Consider the following 17,541-nt stretch of genomic DNA (forward strand, 5'->3'; position numbering starts at 1 on the left):
TTAATTCCTGCCTTTCCCAAATAATTTGCTGAGCCATGCGGAGGAACCGCCGGCCCGCTTTCTGTTTCTCAAATCGGGCGCTGTCTGATGGAAGACAAAATCGCCCGCCTGGTAAATTTCAAAGCTGTCTTCGTTGATATAGGTTTCCAGATTCCGGTATCCGGTCGGAGTAAAGACGGCAATGTCAAAGCCGACCAGATTCAAAAACGCGGTCAGAATGCAGTCCTCCAGAGAGAATACATTTTCCGTGGTGTCGATGATCATCAGCTTGGGAATGTGCTGCGTAAAATCAAAGGCCTGGATCGTCTGCAGCAGTGCCTGGTTCAGATTCAGCAGCACCGCCAGAGCGGCGATGGGGAGGTCCTTTCCGGGACTTTTTAAAATTTCGCAGTCGATCATCATCTGGATTTTTTCCAATATATAATCCTGGGTATCCTCAGGTAAATACGCGTATTGATAAATACTGGCGCGCTTGAGCTGTGTGGGGTCAATTTTGCCGTTGTGCACAAACTGCCGCAACCGGTCCGGACTGGCCGCTTTTGTGCCGCAAAGCTGGCTGAAAAAGGGAACGCGGTCCACAAGGAAGGTTTTGTCCGTGATCATATCCTGAATGCGGTCCCAGTACGATTCCATATCGCCGCCGTCGACGCCGCAGATTTTGGCAAAGATATTCGGCACCTTTACGGCCCCGCTTTCCGTTTCAAAACAGGGGCGGAACTGCGCCTGCTCCTTCCACAGGATGCCGACTTCGTCGATGGTCGTTTTCAGTGTGACCGGCACGGAACGGGTAAACTGCCGGTTGCGGAACATCCCGGTGTCCGTATAAAGAATCTGGTCCAGCTCCTGGGAGGCCTTATAAGCGACGGTCGCGGCCCGCACCCGTTCCTCGTGCTGCGGAAAGGGCTCCACCGGAAGGGTATTGGGCAGTACAATGGTCCTGGCGTCCTGAATCAGCGGATTGGTCCCCAGCGTCGCCTGAACGGACAGGTCGGGGCAGAAGTAAAGCACGTCGGTTCCCATGGAAGCCATGGCCCATAGAAGCGAGAGTTCGTGGGTATTGATGGTTCCATAGTACAGGAAAACAGGCTGCAGATCAGCCCGATAGCCGGCAAACAGTTTTTCCCCGTATCGCCGCATCCAGCAGGCAAGGCGAACGCCCTGATTGTATAATTTTCCAGAATCTGTTTCATTCAAACGGTCCATGGCGGACAGGAACGCCCGCTGCGCCAGCATGGTCGGCAGTTTTCCGCACGGCAGCAACAGCCGGGAAGCCAGCTGTTCCGCCAATGCGTCGGCAGGCAAGCTGCGGTTGCAGTCACGGAACAGGGCAATTTCCTCATTGGTGGGCGGGGGAATGCGGTTTTCCACCAGTCCCCAGGTTTTGCCGCTGGACGCCAGACGGTTTTTCAGAGAGAACAGCCGGTTCCGGTATTCCTCGCGCGATTGCGCGCCCAGTGTAAAGACAAACAGATTGCAAATCGCGGGCGGCTGTGTGGTGGAACGCCGGCTGTTTGGCAGAAGTACCGCTTCAAATGGGTCCGCGTCCTTGGCCCAGCCGTTGATGTTGACCGTTTGGCCCATTCCCTGCAGGCTGTGGCGCAGATTTCCAGCCCCGGTTGACGGAACAGTACCGGGCCGCGTCAGAGATATCCGGGGCCGCACCGGTACTGCGTTTGAAACCGGGGCCGGAATTGGTCTGGCTGCGGGTGAAGGAACCGCTTTCGCCGGTTCCGTACGGATTTCATTGTAAACAGGAGTGGAAAACGCAGAATGCGGGTCCGCTTTTAAATAGGTTTCGTCAGACGTCCAGTTTAAAAACACGACGTCGCAGCCCGCAAGGTGCAGCAGGTGCAGCAAATACACCTCGTATTTGGAAATGGTTCCCTCGTAGAGAACCTTTGGGGCCAGATGTTCGGAAAAATGCATCAGAACGCGGCTGCAGGTTTCACGCATCCAACACATCAGTTTGATATAGGTGTTGCGGATAATCGTATCGTTAGCGTGGTTCTGCTTGCGCAGAGCTTCCAGCGTTGCCTCCATCGCATGCGCGACTTTTTCACGCTGTGCCGGGCGGAGCTGTCCCATCCAGACGGTCAAGTGCCGGACCGCAAGCTGCGGCGTTGGAGAAAAGTTCGTTCCGATGGTGTCGTAAAATTTCTGGATCTGCGCTTCCGGCGGATTGGACAGAGGGGTATGAAAATACAGACCCTCCCGTGTGGCTTCCGTACGGTAGCGGTCGATGAAGCGATCAATTGCGCCCTCTTTATCCCTTCCAATGATGCGATAAAACAGCGGGCGGGGAGGGGTGCGTTTATCCAGATCGAGAAAAAAGATTTGAAGTGGATCGGGTCCAGTCATTTTGTGATACTCTCCAGTATGCAGCACCCGGGAAGGGGCTGCTCAGGTTTTTGCAAAGGGTATTTTGTTAAAAATTATACTACAAAAAGACGAAAATCTCAACAAGATCGCATGTTTGTCACTAAAAAGTAAGAAAAGTTAACAAATTATACATTTTTGTCAGCTGTGGCTGGTGTTCATATTCATCGCCTTGGTGCTGCCGGTTCCCATGGCGCGGGCCTGAGAAATCGTATTGTAGATTTTAATGGTGGGCGCCAGCCAGACAGAGCCGGTCCCACGGTACACGTTGACGAGGCCTTCCCCGCTGACGGCGGAACCGATCAGGGTTTTGGCGGAGCGCTCCACGGTAAACTGCAGATTTCCGGTGCGGAGCACGGCAAAATTGCCGTCTACCTTGAGGATATCGTTTTCAAGTTCGACAATATCGATTTCGCAGGATGGGACCAGGCATTCCAACACCACCAGGCCGGAACCGGACAGGGAAATCTGGAACAGACCCTCTCCGCCCGCCATGGCGGAGGAAACATTGCGCTGCATGATGGGTTTTACCGTTACGCTGCCCTGCGCACAGTAAAACATGCCCTTGTCTACAATGATTTCCTCTTTGTCGAGCTGCAAAATCAGGAAATGATTAAAGGAGGGTTCCAGCACCAGCATGCCGTTGCCCCGGTACTCCGGCTGTGCAACGCCTTCTCCCGTGACCATGCTGGAAAACATGCGGCCCAGAGCGTTGCCTACTGTGACGCCGGAGACCATCTCCAGATTCCCACGGAAATAGCTCATGGCGCCCGGTTCGATGGTGACCATGTCGTTATTCAGATAAACCGCGACCTGACGGGCACGGATATTTTGCTTTTCCATGAAATACATGTCCATGGCGGCGTATGTATTGGTGGAGCCCAGCAGGTGCTGGTATTCCATGACCTCCACCCGCATATTGCCATATTCGGCTGTGTCGATGATTTTAATGTTTTCTCTGGTGCCAATTGCGCTGACCGGCATATAAATGCCCTCCTTTATATTGAAATGTATAGACCTTATAAATTGCAGTATACTGCTTTGTTCGACAAAAAGCCAGCGAAACCCAGAAGATTTTATATATCGTGAACAGCTTTCACTTGGCTTTTGTAAGAATACCGCCTATAATAAACATATTCAGAGGAACGGGGGAAGCAGATGTCCATTCAAATACGGGTATTTCAAGCAGGTGACGCGGAGGAGATCGTGCGTCTGATCCGCCGCAACCTGCGGGAGGTCAACAGCCGGGACTATCCGGCGGAAGAAGTGGAGCGGCTTGTACGGGAACATACGCCGGAAGTTGTCTGCGCGATGGCTGGGCAGGGACGGATGTTTGTCGCGCTGCTCGAGAATGTTCTGGTGGGCGTGCTCTGTGTGCTTCCCTCCTGGGAGAAGGAGCGGGAATACTGGCTGCGGACGGTTTTTGTTTCACCGGAGCTTCATGGAAAAGGAATTGGCAGTATGCTTGTAGAAGCGGGGGAAGCATATGCCCGCGAAGTGGGCGCGGTGATCCTGCGCCTTTGCGCCTCACAGACCGCACATGGCTTTTATCTAAAACTGGGGTATCGCGATCTGGCGCAGGACGCGGATGCCGACGGGCTGTATCCGATGGAGAAGTACTGTGATACGGCAGTGATGTGATTGCCGTGATGCAGAAACAGGAAAAGGGACAAGATGAAACTGTTATTTGAAAAAGGGACAAAGGCGGATATTGACGAACTGGAAAAGCTCTATGATGCCTTAAATGACTACCTGGCCTGCCATACGAATTTTCCCGGCTGGATCAAAGGTGTTTATCCCGTCCGAAAAACGGCGGAGGATGGAATAGAAGAAGGAACTCTGTTTGTAGCCAGAAGCGGCGGTCGAATTGCCGGGACGGTCATCCTGCGCCATGAGCCGGAAGCAGGGTATTCCCAGGCCGACTGGCATATCCAGCTGGAGGAGGCAGAAGTTTTTGTGGTTTATACTTTTGCCGTCCATCCGCAGTACCTGGGCAAGGGTGTTGGGAAAGCGCTGCTGGAGTTTGCCGTCCGGTACAGTGTGGAACAGAAAGCCAAAGCGATACGGCTGGATGTTTACGAGCACAACACCCCCGCGATTGGCCTGTATAAAAAGTGCGGGTTTCAATATGTAGATACAGTGGATCTGGGATATTCGAATTACGGGCTGGACCGGTTTGAGCTGTACCAAAAAGGATTATAATGTAAAAATGGGGCGGGTATGCACATCGCATATCCGCCCCATTGCTTCTATGAAAATTCAGCTTATAAATTTTCCTTGAAAAACGCTTCCAATGCGGGAGCCGCAGTGTCTTCGTCCGCACCGTCGACGGTGACGACGATTTCCTCGCCCTTTTTGGCTGCAAGGCCCATCACAGAGAAGATCTTTTTGGCGTCGCCGGACTGCTCTCCCTTTTTGAGAGTGATGGCGCTTGCAAATTCCTTTGCTTTTTTGACCAACAGGCCGGCCGGTCTGGCGTGGATTCCTTCATTGTCGGTAATTACATACTTAAATTCCTTCATTGTTCCTATCTCCTTGCATTTTGATGGCGTCCCGGCAGAACCGGGGCGGTTATAAATTCCCCACAGGGAAATGCGCTTATCCTTATTATAGGAGGAAAATTCTGGCGGGTCAATAGATCAGGCCGTTTCCTTGACCGGCTTTTTCAGAATTGCCAGCAGAATCATGGCGATCACGGAACCAATTAAGAGAGAGAGCAAATACATGGGCCAGTTTTGCACCACCGCAAAGACGAAGATACCGCCGTGGGGCGCAGGCAGTGTGCAGCCAAACAACATAGAGAGTGCGCCGGCTACAGCGGAGCCGACGACGCAGGAGGGAATGACGCGCAGCGGGTCGGCGGCGGCGAACGGAATCACGCCTTCCGTGATGAAGGAGAAGCCCATGATATAGTTGGTCAGCGTGGTCTGGCGCTCCTTGACCGTAAAACGATTTTTAAAGAAGGTCGTACACAGTGCGATGGCGAGCGGGGGCACCATGCCGCCGATCATGACGGCCGCCATGACGCCGGAAGAAACCGGATCACCCGCGGCGCTGATCAGGGAAGCGGTGCCGAATACATAGGCCGCCTTGTTGACCGGGCCGCCCATGTCGACGCTCATCATGCCGCCGACCAGCGCGCCGAGCAGAACGCCGCTGGCTTCGTTCATACTCGCCAGAGAATTGCTGATCCAAAGATTCAGCATGGAAACCGGCGGATTCACAATAAAGGTGATGATTGCGCCGATGGCCAGAATGCCGACAACGGGGTAGATCAGTACCGGTTTGGTGCCCTCCAGCGATTTGGGCAGACGGCCGCAGAGCTTTTCCAGGCCCAGCATCAGGTATCCCGCGATGAAACCCGCGATCAGCGCGCCCAGGAAGCCGGAACCGCCTGCATTGGCAAGCGCGCCGCCTACAAAGCCGACCGCCAGTCCCGGGCGGTCCGCAATGCTGCTGGCGATAAAGCCTGCGAGGATCGGGAGCATAAAGCCAAATGCCGCGTTGCCGACCGTCTTAAAGAATGCGGCGGCGGGGGAGTTCATACCGAAGTTTGCGGGATCCGCGCCGGGAGCCAGAATGGTATCGAGCAGGAAGGCGATCGCGATCAGGATGCCGCCGCCAATGACGAAGGGCAGCATGTTGGAGACGCCGTTCATCAGGTGCTTGTAGATTTGATGGCCGATGCCCTCCTTGCTTTCTTCAACAACGGCCTGCTTGCCGCCTTCCGTGTGGTAAATGGGCGCATTGCCATTTAAAATTGTTTCGATCAATTCCTTGGGGCGGGAGATGCCATCCGAAACCCTGGTCTGAATCACCGGCTTGCCATCAAAGCGGGGCATATCCACCTTGGTATCCGCTGCGATGATGACGCCGTCCGCCGCGGCAATTTCCGCGCGGGTCAGCACATTCTTTTTGCCGCCGGAACCGTTGGTTTCCACTTTTATAGTGACGCCCATCTCTTTGGCCTTCTCTTCCAGACTCTCCGCTGCCATGTAGGTGTGTGCGATGCCGGTGGGGCAGGCGGTGACGGCCAGGATGCGGTATGCGCCTGGCGCGGCCTGTTTTGCCGCTGCTTCCTTTTGTCTGGTTTCCGCCAGCTTTTTATTTTCCGCCTCGTTGATCAGGCGGAAAAAGGCGTCTTTGTCTTTTGCGTCCATCAGGCTTTGGCGGAACGCGTCGTCCATCAGGAGGACGCTCAGCCGGCCCAATACGTCCAGATGAATATTTTCTTCCGTATCCGGCGCGGCGATCAGGAAGAACAGGCGCGCGGGCTCTCCGTCCAGCGTGTCAAAATCCACGCCGTCCGGTGCGACCATCACGCTCAGGCCGGCCTTTTTGACCGCTCTGGTTTTAGCGTGCGGGATGGCGACGCCCTCTCCGATGCCGGTGGAACCGGTGGTCTCGCGCTTGAAAACGCAATCTTCATAGGTTTTCCGGTCGAGAATATTGCCGGATTTCATCATCAGGTCGACCAGGTGGTGGATGGCGTCTTCCTTGTTTTTGGGGGCGGCATGCAGGTCCATCGCGTCTTTGTTTAACAGCTCGGTGATGCGCATATTGTATTCCTCCTCATATCTGACAAATGTCCTCAAAGCGTTTGTAAAAGGGCGCGAACGTCGTCTCCGGACGCCAGCCATTCCTGGAAGGCGGAGGCACTGCCGGCTGCGAGCCCCGTTTTAAAAGCGGTCCGGTAGTCGCCGGACTGCAAATATCCGGCGAGAAAACCCGCCACCATGGAGTCGCCTGCGCCGACGGAATTGACAACCTTGCCGCACGGCGGCAGGCTTTTGCAGATGGACCCGTTTTCGTCCACCAGGATTGCGCCGTTGCCCGCCATGGAGATTAGGACGTTGCGCGCGCCCTGTTCCTGCAGCTTTTTGGCATGCAGGATGATTTCTTCGTCCGTTTCCAGTACTTTACCAAAGAGCTCGCCCAGTTCATGGTTGTTTGGCTTGATCAGGAAGGGCCGGTACTTCAGAACATTTTTTAAGAGGTCCCCAGTCGCATCCACCACCACAAGGATGTTTCTGTTTTGGAGACGCTCCAGAATCTTCTCGTAAACGTCCGGCGGCAGCGTGTTGGGAATACTACCCGCCAGCACCAGGATGTCGTTTTCGTTGAGTTGGTTCAGCTTTTGATACAGCGCCGACAGATCGGCGGCAGAAAGATGCGGCCCCTGCCCGTTGATCTCGCTTTCCTGCTCCGCTTTGATTTTCACATTGATGCGGGAAAAGCCGTCCGCAACGCGGATGAAATCGGTGTGGCATCCGTTTTGGTCCAGCAGGCGGCTGATTTCCGTCCCGGTAAAGCCCGAGATAAAACCCAGCGCGGTACTTTCAACGCCGAGGTTTCGCAGCATAATGGATACGTTAATTCCCTTACCGCCGGGATAGAGCTCCTCTTTTTCCGTACGATTGACGCTGCCGAGCGCCAAAGAGGGGAGGTGCACGATATAATCGAGGGATGGATTGAATGTCACGGTGTAAATCATGTGGAGATAGTCTCCTTTCCGGGGATGGTTTCAATGACCTTGGTGCGCGTGCCGAATTGCTTTTCGGAGAGGGTAGTGGTGATGATCTCCGCGCTGGACAGCTCCGCAAAGGTCACGGAAAACAGTTGGTTGAATTTGGACGCATCTGCCAAAACAAAGCAGCGGTTGCTGTGCAGCATGGCTTCGGTTTTAACGCGGGCTTCGTCGATGTCCGGCGTGGTATAGCCTGCCTGCAAGCTGACGCCGTTTGTCCCAAAGAATCCGACCGAGAAGCGGAAGCGCTGCAGGCTGTGGACCGCCTCCGTGCCGATGATTGCTTCGGTCACCGCTTTGATGGTTCCGGCGATCACATGTGTTTTCATGCCCTTTTGTGCCAGCTTGCGCGCATGGACAATGCCGTTTGTCACATAAACCGCATTTTGTTCTGTCAGGTAGTCGATCATCAATTCTGTGGTTGTTCCGGCGTCCAGGAAGACAAAATCGTTTTTATTGACCAGGGACGCGGCATACTGCGCGATGCTGTGCTTATCCTCAACGTGAAGGCTGTGTTTGACAGCGGTTTCGTCCTCCGTCACTTTCAGAATACCGCTGATGGCGGTTGCCCCGCCGTGTACTTTGTTCAGCCGGCCCATCCGGTGCAGCATGGTCAGATCGCGCCGGATGGTGGATTCTGAGGTGTGCAGCAGCTCTGTCAGTTCTATCACGGAGACCGCCTTTTTTTCCTCCAGCATTTTTAAAATGGCCGCATGCCGTTCTTCTGTCAGCATGGTATCACTTCCTTTGACTTTATAATACAGCCAAAAACAGTCATAGTCAATCAAATTCAATCAGAAAAGTGACGAAAATCGGTCATGAGCTTTGTGTAAAACAGCAGATCCCTTGCTTTGTTATCTGCATTTTGGTTAGTATGACGGAAAGTGATTTGCCAATGACTGATTATGACCGGAAAAGACGGGAGATATACAAAGTTTTCTGCACGTCGGTTGTATTTTTACCAGAAATCGGATATGATAAGCAGGAATGAAGCAGATGACTCTGCGGCGGAAAAGAGGTAGATTGCAATGATTTCACAAAAGTTGTTGAGAAAATATGCGGAGCTGGCGGTACGCGTCGGCGTCAATGTGCAAAAGGGCCAGCTGATGGTTTTGAATACCCCTGTAGACTGCGCGGAATTTGCGCGTTTGTGCGTGGAAGAAGCATACCGTGCCGGTGCGGGGGAAGTACAGGTCAACTGGATGGATGAGCAGACCGACCGGCTCCGTTATGAATATGAAGAGCAGGATACGCTGACGGAAATCGCTCCCTGGCGGGTGGAACAAAAACAGAATAATATTGATAGAAAATGCTGTTTTCTGCACATAAAATCCAGTACACCCGGCCTGCTGGGACATATCCCCGGCGAAAAACTGCAGGCGGTGCGCATCGCGCAGGAGCACGCCTTTGAAAAGTTTGAAGCCTATACCATGGCAAACCATGGACAATGGAGTATTGTTGCGGTCCCCACAGCCGCATGGGCGCAAAAGGTTTTTCCGGAGTTGAAAGAGGCGGACGCCGTCGACGCACTTTGGAAGGCGATACTGGCGGGGGTTCGCATATCCGAGGACAACGACCCGGTTGCCGAGTGGCGCGCCCATGAGGACAGCCTGATGGATCACAGCCGCAGGCTGAATCAGTTTCACTTCCGTGCGCTGCATTTTACCAATGGAAAGGGAACCGATCTGACCGTCGGACTTGCGCCAAAGCATGTCTGGCAAGGGGGCTGTTCCAAAGCGGACAACGGCGCGGTCTTTGCGCCGAATATGCCTACGGAAGAGGTGTTTACCGCGCCCGACAAATACCATGTGGACGGAAAAGTATATGCCACGAAACCGCTGAACTATCAGGGCAAAATGGTTGAAAACTTCTGGTTTGCCTTTGAAAATGGCAAGGTGGTGGACTATGGTGCGGAAAAAGGCGTGGATGCGCTCAAAAACCTGGTGGAGTTTGACGAGGGCAGCGCGTACCTGGGTGAGGTTGCGCTGGTGCCCTATGATTCCCCGATTTCCCGTTCCGGCATCCTGTTCCTGACAACGCTCTTCGATGAAAACGCATCTTGCCACCTGGCATTGGGGGCGTCCTATCCGGAAAACATCGAGGGCAGCGCATCAATGGATCGGAAAGAGCTGGAATCGGCTGGCGCGAATGCTTCCAAAGAGCACTGCGACTTTATGTTTGGCAGTGAAGATATGCAGATTGCCGGAATTTTGCCCGACGGCGGAGAAATACCGGTGTTCCGGAACGGGAACTTTGCGCTTCCGGAATGATAAAAAGAAGCAAAGAAGAAGGAGTGAAACGATGATGGTCAATATTCAAAAAGCGGCAATGATCGGTTGTGGCGCGGTCGGTGCGACGTCGGCCTTCAGCCTGGTGCAGAGCGGGCTGTTTTCCGAACTGGTTTTAATCGACGCCAATCAGGAAAAGGCGGAAGGGGAGGCGATGGACCTCAACCACGGACTTCCTTTTGCACGGCCGATGAAGGTTTACGCCGGTACCTACGACGATCTGGCGGATTGTTTTTTAATTATCATCACAGCGGGCGCGGCGCAAAAGCCGGATGAAACCCGCATCGATCTGGTTAATAAAAATGTGGCGATTTTTAAAAGCATTATCCCGGAGATTGTCAAGCGCAACACAGAGGGAATTCTGCTGGTGGTTTCCAATCCTGTAGATATTCTCACCTATGTGACACTGAAGCTTTCCGGGTTCCCGGCGAACCGGGTCATTGGCTCCGGCACGGTGCTGGATACAGCGCGCCTGAAATACCTGCTGGGCGAGCATCTGCATGTGGACAGCCGCAGCATCCACGCGTTCATCATCGGCGAGCACGGAGACAGCGAGCTGGCCGTATGGAGCAGCGCGAACGTCTCCGGCGTGGACCTGAACCACTTCTGTGAGCTGCGCGGCCACTACAACCACATGGAGGCGATGGAGCGTATCTATACCGACGTACGCGACAGTGCTTATGAGATCATCGAAAAGAAAGGCGCCACTTATTATGGCATTGCTATGGCAGTGCGGCGCATCTGCGAAAGTATTGTGCGCGACGAGCACTCCATTCTGCCGGTTTCCAGCCTGATCTGTGGCCACTATGGGCTGGGAGACGTCTGTATGGGCGTGCCCACCGTGGTGGGGCGCAACGGCGCGGAAACGGTGTTGGACATTCCGCTCAGCGGATTGGAGCAGCGCAAGCTGATGGCTTCGGCAGAAGCATTGCGCAAGGTTCTGGATGGAATTGAGCTGTAAGATAGTAATGCAGTCATATTTGAAACACCCTCTCAGTATCTTTCTGAGAGGGTGTTTTTGTTTGCAAAGGCTAACTTGTTCTTGACAAAATATGGGGGCGGGTCTATAATACCGATAGATAGCATAGGCTAACTTTTGGCGGCTTTGAGGAAGGGGATTTTGGGAAATGACGCTTGACGAAGTAAAAATCGGTCACAGAACAAAGATTATAGCGGTTAACGGACAGGGCGCACTGCGCCGCCGTCTGTTGGATATGGGGCTGACGCCTCACACGGAGGTTATGGTGCGCAAGGTGGCGCCGATGGGAGACCCGATCGAGCTGCATCTGCGCGGTTATGAATTGACGCTTCGCGCCGACGATGCGAGGAACATAGAAGTGGAGGAAGAATCGCTATGATGTTTGCGCTGGCGGGCAACCAAAATTGCGGAAAGACGACGCTGTTCAATCAGCTGACCGGTTCCAACCAGCACGTGGGGAACTTTCCGGGCGTTACGGTGGAGAGCAAGGAGGGCGTGATTCGTGGTTATAAAGACGACACGGTCGTGGACCTTCCGGGCATTTACTCCCTTTCTCCGTATACGAATGAGGAGATCGTCACGCGGGACTTTCTGTTAAACCAGAATCCGGACGGCATTATCAACATCGTTGATGCGACCAACATCGAGCGCAACCTCTATCTGAGCATGCAGCTGATCGAACTCAATATCCCCATGGTAATCGCGCTGAATATGATGGACGAGGTACGCGCCAACGGCGGCACCATTAAAATTGCCGATCTCCAAAATGAATTGGGTGTGCCGGTGGTGCCGATCTCTGCCAGCAAAAACGAAGGCATCGACGAGCTGATTGAAATCGCCGTCAAAACGGCGCGCCACAGGCAACGGCCCCGAAGGCAGGATTTCTGCTCCGGTGCGGTACATAGAGCGATCCACTCCATCGCGCATCTGGTGGAGGATCACGCAGACCGCATCCATGTACCACCGCGCTTCGCGGCGACGAAGCTGGTGGAAGGCGATTTGCCGATGCTGGAAAAGCTGCAGCTTTCTGAAAACGAAAAGGACATGGTGGAGCACAGCGTCACGGAGATGGAACAGGAACTGGGCACAGACCGCGAGGCGGCATTAGCCGATATGCGGTATACGTTCATCGATCGCCTGTGCGCGGACTCCGTGGTCAAAAGCGGGGAGAGCAAGGAGCATGCCCGCAGCGTCCGGATCGACAATCTCCTGACGCATAAATATCTGGCGATTCCTATATTCCTGGCGATTATGATGTTGATTTTCTGGCTGACCTTCGGTGTGATCGGTGCGTTTCTCAGCGATCTGCTTTCAGAGGGGATTGCCCTTGTGACCGATGCGACCAGCGCGGCGCTGACCGCCTATGGGATCAATCCGGTGGTGCATTCTCTGCTGATCGACGGCGTGTTTGCAGGCGTCGGCAGTGTGCTCTCTTTTTTGCCGACAATTGTCGTTCTGTTTTTCTTTCTCTCCATCCTGGAGGACAGTGGTTACATGGCGCGCGTCGCCTTTGTAATGGACAAGCTGCTGCGCAAAATCGGGCTTTCCGGACGCAGCTTTGTGCCGATGCTGATTGGCTTTGGCTGTTCGGTGCCCGCCATCATGGCAACCCGAACTCTTTCCAGTGAGCGCGACCGCAAAATGACTATTTTGCTGACGCCGTTTATGAGCTGTTCCGCTAAACTGCCGATCTACGGCATGTTCACCATGGCGTTTTTTCCAAAATACCGCGCGCTGGTGATGATCGGCCTGTATGTCTTTGGCATGTTGATGGGGATTGTCAGCGGCCTGATTCTCAAAGGAACGCTGTTTCATGGAAAACCGGTCCCGTTTGTAATGGAACTGCCCAATTACCGGCTGCCCAGCCCCAAAAGTGTCTGTATGCTGCTGTGGGATAAGGCGAAGGACTTTTTGACCCGTGCATTTACGGTGATCTTTGTGGCGACCATCATCATCTGGTTTCTGCAGAGCTTCGACACCCGGCTCAATCCGGTGACAAATGGAGACGCCGGTATGTTGGCTGGCATCGGCCGGTTTATCGCACCAGTTTTCGCGCCGCTTGGCTTTGGTGATTGGCGGGCTTCCACAGCGCTGCTGACAGGCTTTACCGCTAAGGAAGCGGTCGTGAGCACCTTTGCAGTCCTCACAGGCACCAACACGGCGAATTTACCCGTTGCACTGGCGGGAATCTTTTCTCCGCTGGCGGCGTTGTCGTTTCTTGTTTTCACGCTGCTTTACACGCCCTGTGTGGCGGCGGTCAGTGCAGTGCGTCGGGAGATGAACAGCGGAAAAGCGGCGCTGGCAGTCGCCTTTTTCCAATCGGCGGTTGCATGGGTTGCAGCGTTTTTGGTTTATCAGATCGGTTCCCTGTTTGTGTAAGAAAGGATTTGTTTATGCAGGCTTTGGATTATGGGATTCTGGCGGTTTTATTCACGGCGGCTTTCTTTGCGGCACGGTATTCGTGGCGTCACAGGGGTTCCTGCGGCGGCTGTTCCGGCTGTGAAGGCTGCGCAAAAAAGGGCGCCTGTAAGAACTGTGACAAGCATACGCTTTCAAAATAAACTGGAAAAGCCCGGCCTTTAAGCCGGGCTTTTTAAATGGGATTGGCAGCACGGCGTAAAACCTGTGCTTTTTTTCATTTGTATGCGCTTGTATCCGTGTTAGCATTCTGTTGCATCGAGAAGATCGCTGGATTTTTCGTCTCTGAATGTAATAAGAGTTTTTTTTGCTATATTGGCTGAAAGGCACTTAGAAACTGAGAGCGCAAATCTATTTTTGATAAAACAGCTTGTCTTCGGCAAGGGACAACAATGGAAACATATCATTGTATTGCTTTTGAATAAACATAGCGGCCCGTTTTTTATACAGCTTTTCTGCAAGCCGGTCCGCAATCGGCGTTAAAATGCGCTCATGGGCGCAGAGTACCGGAGAAACGGTTTGAAAGCTGCCGGTGGCCTGTTTGTTCAGACAGGCGCAATGATGGTTGCAGCGGTCCCGGATTGCGCAGCCGGAACAGGGTTCGCGCTCCTCTTCGTTGAGCAGATAGAGATTTTGTCTGCGTGCTTCGTCAATTCCACTGAAAACGTTGCCGATGCAGTACGCTTCTTCCCCCACAAACTGAACGCAGGGATAGAGTGTTCCGTCCGGCGCGACGGAAATTTGCTTTTTACCAAGCTCGCACCGCTCAGCGCGGTAGTGCGTCCGGTGAATCCACGAAGAGATTTTTACTTCAAATGGAGAAAGATAGAATTTTTCTTCTGCAAGTGTTTTTTCTCGATACCATTTGGCAAGCAATTGATATTGACGTTCCAATTCCTCCAATGTGTCTTTGGTCCACGCGCCCGCATAGTCGATGGTACAGATTAAATAGCGAAATCCAAGGTTGTAAAGGTATTCCACGCCTTCCAGATAATGGGATACAGCGTTTGGCGGCACTGTCATCATGACCGGTGCATATGGGCGGTATTGGAGCAATAGTTTTGCCCTTGCCTCCAAATCGGCAAACGTGCCTGTCCCATCCGAATGAACACGGTTTAAATCATGAGCGGGCTGTATCCCATCGTGGGACAATGCAATAAATATCTCGTGCTCCGCCGAGTAGCGTAGGAAGCTCTCATCAAGGAGCGTACCGTTTGTAGTGATTTTGTAATGAAAAGGGCCTTTTCCGTCCTTCTGCAGACCTTCCGCATAACGGACCGTCTCAACGATTCGCTCCCGGCACAAAAGCGGTTCGCCGCCGAAAAAGATGATGCCGCAGTGACTGCCGGTTCCGGCCGCCAGATTGACGGCCGCGCGCGCGACCTCTTCGCTCATGTAGTGTGTGTCCTGTTTGACATAGCAGTAACGGCAGGCAAGATTGCATGCATCGGTGAGATGAAGGGTAAAATGCATCAGATCACTCCTTCTCCCGCAAGCCAGGTGAGGAAGTCGCGGACCTGCTCGCGTAGCTGATCTTTCATTTGTTCTTTTTGCTCCGCTTCAAATTGTGCGAGGTATTCCTGATACTGTTCAGTATCCATTCCTACCTGGCTCCAATCAAAGTCTTTGAACTCATCAGTGGGATCATAGAACACGGCGACATCAGAAACCATACCGGACATTCGCTCTGCGGTGCCCTTCAGATCATAACTTCCAATTGTAGCTACGGGGTGCTTGTCTTCCGACCAGGCGCTGAAGTCCTGTTCGGAGACATATTCAAAACCGATTCCAATCTGTGAGTCGTATCCGTCCAAGTCCAGAGTACCATTCCAAGTACCGGGGGCGGGGCGATTTTCCCTAAAGCTGTAGAAGCTGGTTGCGGGGAACTCTCCGTGGATGGTTTTACTTCCTGAAAAATCCACGCCCTGTAAAATTGCTTCCTCACGGATAACCTGGGCGGCTTCCTCTTCAGAAAGGAACACGGGCGGAGAGACGCTATCACATCCAAAGGAACTGCGTCCGTCGCCGTGCTCGAAGACCGGGATTTGCAGCCCGGGACCTTCACTGCGATCCATGCAGGCGCATAGCCCGCTCGTGATCGTAAAGGCCAGCGCCATACACATGACGGGTTTTGCACGCCAATGCTTTGGCAGCGCTTTCAGCAAGTTGGGAGAACGCACCGCTTCTTCCTGAACAGGATATCCAGGGATGCGATATGATTTTACGGCTGTTATTTTTATTTCCTGATCCATAACATTCTCCTTTCCGAGGATTTTCATCCGGCTTTTTTCTTAAATAATCCCTTCTCCCGCAAGCCAAGTGAGGAAGTCGCGGACCTGCTCGCGCAGCTGTTCCTTCATTTGTTCTTTTAGCTCATCCCGGCTCATACTGCTGTCGAAATCTTCTGCAGCGGTGGGATCGTAAAATACAGCGACGTTATCGACGGCGTCGGCTAACCGTTCCGCTGTACCCTTTATATCGTAGCCCTCCACGCTGGCTTTGGCCGTGTCGTCCTTCTGCCAGTCGATCACGTCCTGTTTGGAAACATATTCAAAGCCGATTCCCAGTGCCTCATCGTATCCGTCCAATTCCAGCGTGCCCCTCCAGGTGCCGGGGTCTGGCTCCTCTTCCAGGAAGCTGTATAGGCTGGTTGCGGGAAATTCCCCACAAATGGATTTGCTTCCGGAAAAATCCACTCCTTGCAGCAGTGCTTCTTCACGAATGACCTGCGCTGCTTCCTCTTCCGAAAGAAACACCGGCGCGGCGACGCTTACGCATCCAAAGGAACCGCGTCCGCTGCCATGCTCAAAAATGGGAGCCGCTGCATAGGGACGCTGAATCTCTGAGCAGGCGCAAAGCCCGCTGGCAGCGGTAAAAGCGAGCAGGATACAGAGAATGGGCTTTGCATGCCAACGCTTTGGCAATGCCTTTAGCAGATCAGGTGAGCACATTGCTTCTTCTTTGAAGGGATATTCGGGTTTCCCATACGTTTTCACTGCGACGAGTTCCATTTCCTTATCCATGATTTGCTCCTTTCCCAGACAAGTGCATCAGGTTTTCCCAACATGGACCGTAGAAAAGACTGAAATTACAATTCTATTGTAGCTGAATATAGGGCGTTTTCTGTGTAGAGTTTGTTAAGAGTTGTATGTATTTGTTGAGAAGATTTATATCTTTTAGAAAATTATACCACTATTTTGGATTGCAGCAATATTTAGACAAAATATTTCACATGATAATTTTGACAGAGATGGCAGCAGATGATGTGCAGACCTTTTTCGGAGGTGTCCGGCGAAGGGGACAGTTTCCGGTTTCGGATGGATTGTCCGGAAAAAAGCTTATTAAACCGGGCTTTTTTGAGGAAAAAGTTCGTGCCGGATGAAGAAAGAGGACTTGAAGATTTTACCAAAATCCTGTATAATGTTGACTTGTTAAACTCATAACAGGAAAGGGTTGTTATTGTGGACGAGATTGAGAGTGTCTATTCTGGAGAGGTATACCGGCCGTTTTTGATCTACTGTGAGCGGCATCATTACAAGGTCATGGCGGATTTGGCGCGGTGCAAATTCGATCAGCTGGCTGCCGCGGAAGGGCTGCCGCCCCGATTGGTCAGCCGGATTAAGACGATGTTTCTGATGTATGTCAAGCAGCATACGGACGCGTTTTTAATCAGCCGGAAGGTCAATCAGGCACAGGCACAAAAAAACAGCGCGCCGGCAGCGAATCTGGAAGCGCAGTTGAGGGATTTCTTTGAGCATAATCCAGACCGGTTGATCCGTATGGCGGAGGTCACCAAGGCTATCGGCGGCAAGGTCAAACGCAACGATGTGCTGGATGTGCTGGAGCGCTCCGCATGGTGTAAGGTGGTTGACGGTACGACATTCTTTTACTCTTCCAAGGAGCAGTAAGCTCTGTTTTATAAAAGAGAGCTTATCGCTCTCTATTTTTTTACA

At 53.0% G+C, this 17,541-nt stretch carries 16 protein-coding genes; 7 read left to right on the plus strand and 9 right to left on the minus strand.

Features of this window, described 5'->3' with window-relative positions:
• Together BN2106_RS05350 and BN2106_RS05355 are read right to left on the minus strand one after the other, a co-directional pair.
• On the minus strand, positions 1-2,358 hold the full coding sequence (locus tag BN2106_RS05350) for a YceG family protein (protein ID WP_050697523.1): 2,358 nt from the start codon (positions 2,356-2,358) through the stop codon (positions 1-3).
• A 159-nt stretch (positions 2,359-2,517) separates the two neighbouring features.
• Positions 2,518-3,360 (minus strand): AIM24 family protein, encoded by an 843-nt coding sequence (locus BN2106_RS05355; RefSeq protein WP_050697524.1) that lies wholly within the window; start codon positions 3,358-3,360, stop codon positions 2,518-2,520.
• Between the two features lie 174 nt (positions 3,361-3,534).
• Here BN2106_RS05355 and BN2106_RS05360 point away from each other — a divergent pair, with 174 nt between their 5' ends.
• Together BN2106_RS05360 and BN2106_RS05365 are read left to right on the plus strand one after the other, a co-directional pair.
• The gene (locus BN2106_RS05360; RefSeq protein ID WP_050697525.1) at positions 3,535-4,017 is read left to right on the plus strand and encodes a GNAT family N-acetyltransferase; all 483 of its coding nucleotides are present in this window, start codon (positions 3,535-3,537) and stop codon (positions 4,015-4,017) included.
• A 33-nt stretch (positions 4,018-4,050) separates the two neighbouring features.
• Positions 4,051-4,578 (plus strand): GNAT family N-acetyltransferase, encoded by a 528-nt coding sequence (locus BN2106_RS05365; RefSeq protein ID WP_050697526.1) that lies wholly within the window; start codon positions 4,051-4,053, stop codon positions 4,576-4,578.
• Positions 4,579-4,640: 62 nt separating this feature from the next.
• On the opposite strand, the gene BN2106_RS05370 is transcribed toward BN2106_RS05365, so the two are convergent.
• The 4 genes from BN2106_RS05370 to BN2106_RS05385 all read right to left on the minus strand — a co-directional run bounded on the left by BN2106_RS05370 (position 4,641) and on the right by BN2106_RS05385 (position 8,637).
• The gene (locus BN2106_RS05370; RefSeq protein ID WP_050697527.1) at positions 4,641-4,898 is read right to left on the minus strand and encodes an HPr family phosphocarrier protein; all 258 of its coding nucleotides are present in this window, start codon (positions 4,896-4,898) and stop codon (positions 4,641-4,643) included.
• Between the two features lie 117 nt (positions 4,899-5,015).
• Positions 5,016-6,935 carry a PTS fructose transporter subunit IIABC gene (locus BN2106_RS05375; RefSeq protein WP_050697528.1) on the minus strand — a complete coding sequence of 640 codons (1,920 nt, stop codon included), beginning with the start codon at positions 6,933-6,935 and terminating at the stop codon, positions 5,016-5,018.
• Positions 6,936-6,967: 32 nt separating this feature from the next.
• Positions 6,968-7,870, minus strand: a complete 903-nt coding sequence (gene pfkB, locus BN2106_RS05380) for a 1-phosphofructokinase (protein WP_050697529.1) — start codon at positions 7,868-7,870, stop codon at positions 6,968-6,970.
• Positions 7,867-8,637: a DeoR/GlpR family DNA-binding transcription regulator gene (locus tag BN2106_RS05385; protein WP_050697530.1), complete on the minus strand. Its 771-nt coding sequence runs from the start codon at positions 8,635-8,637 to the stop codon at positions 7,867-7,869. The genes pfkB and BN2106_RS05385 overlap by 4 nt, the downstream gene beginning before the upstream one ends.
• A gap of 294 nt (positions 8,638-8,931) precedes the next feature.
• Here BN2106_RS05385 and BN2106_RS05390 point away from each other — a divergent pair, with 294 nt between their 5' ends.
• The 4 genes from BN2106_RS05390 to feoB all read left to right on the plus strand — a co-directional run bounded on the left by BN2106_RS05390 (position 8,932) and on the right by feoB (position 13,549).
• Positions 8,932-10,173 (plus strand): aminopeptidase, encoded by a 1,242-nt coding sequence (locus BN2106_RS05390; RefSeq protein WP_050697531.1) that lies wholly within the window; start codon positions 8,932-8,934, stop codon positions 10,171-10,173.
• Between the two features lie 34 nt (positions 10,174-10,207).
• Positions 10,208-11,152, plus strand: coding sequence for an L-lactate dehydrogenase (locus BN2106_RS05395; RefSeq protein ID WP_050697601.1), 945 nt, complete (start codon positions 10,208-10,210; stop codon positions 11,150-11,152).
• A 166-nt stretch (positions 11,153-11,318) separates the two neighbouring features.
• Entirely contained in the window at positions 11,319-11,549 is a 231-nt protein-coding gene (locus BN2106_RS05400; protein ID WP_050697532.1) for a FeoA family protein, read from the plus strand.
• Positions 11,546-13,549 (plus strand): ferrous iron transport protein B, encoded by a 2,004-nt coding sequence (gene feoB / locus BN2106_RS05405; protein WP_050697533.1) that lies wholly within the window; start codon positions 11,546-11,548, stop codon positions 13,547-13,549. The genes BN2106_RS05400 and feoB overlap by 4 nt, the downstream gene beginning before the upstream one ends.
• A gap of 390 nt (positions 13,550-13,939) precedes the next feature.
• Here feoB and BN2106_RS05410 read toward each other — a convergent pair whose 3' ends face one another.
• From BN2106_RS05410 to BN2106_RS05420, 3 genes are read right to left on the minus strand one after another with little or no spacing between them, the layout of a single operon-like run.
• Positions 13,940-15,061 carry a radical SAM/SPASM domain-containing protein gene (locus BN2106_RS05410; protein WP_050697534.1) on the minus strand — a complete coding sequence of 374 codons (1,122 nt, stop codon included), beginning with the start codon at positions 15,059-15,061 and terminating at the stop codon, positions 13,940-13,942.
• A complete protein-coding gene (locus tag BN2106_RS05415; protein ID WP_154666428.1) occupies positions 15,061-15,840 on the minus strand; it encodes a hypothetical protein in 780 nt (259 codons plus the stop codon). The genes BN2106_RS05410 and BN2106_RS05415 overlap by 1 nt, the downstream gene beginning before the upstream one ends.
• 39 nt (positions 15,841-15,879) lie before the next feature.
• A complete protein-coding gene (locus tag BN2106_RS05420; protein WP_050697536.1) occupies positions 15,880-16,611 on the minus strand; it encodes a hypothetical protein in 732 nt (243 codons plus the stop codon).
• Positions 16,612-17,049: 438 nt separating this feature from the next.
• On the opposite strand from BN2106_RS05420, the gene BN2106_RS05430 reads away from it, so the two are divergent.
• Positions 17,050-17,496 carry a hypothetical protein gene (locus BN2106_RS05430; protein WP_050697538.1) on the plus strand — a complete coding sequence of 149 codons (447 nt, stop codon included), beginning with the start codon at positions 17,050-17,052 and terminating at the stop codon, positions 17,494-17,496.
• Positions 17,497-17,541 lie beyond the last annotated feature (45 nt).

It is taken from the genome of Anaeromassilibacillus senegalensis, from assembly GCF_001261775.1.
GTDB classification, from domain to species: domain Bacteria; phylum Bacillota; class Clostridia; order Oscillospirales; family Acutalibacteraceae; genus Anaeromassilibacillus; species Anaeromassilibacillus senegalensis.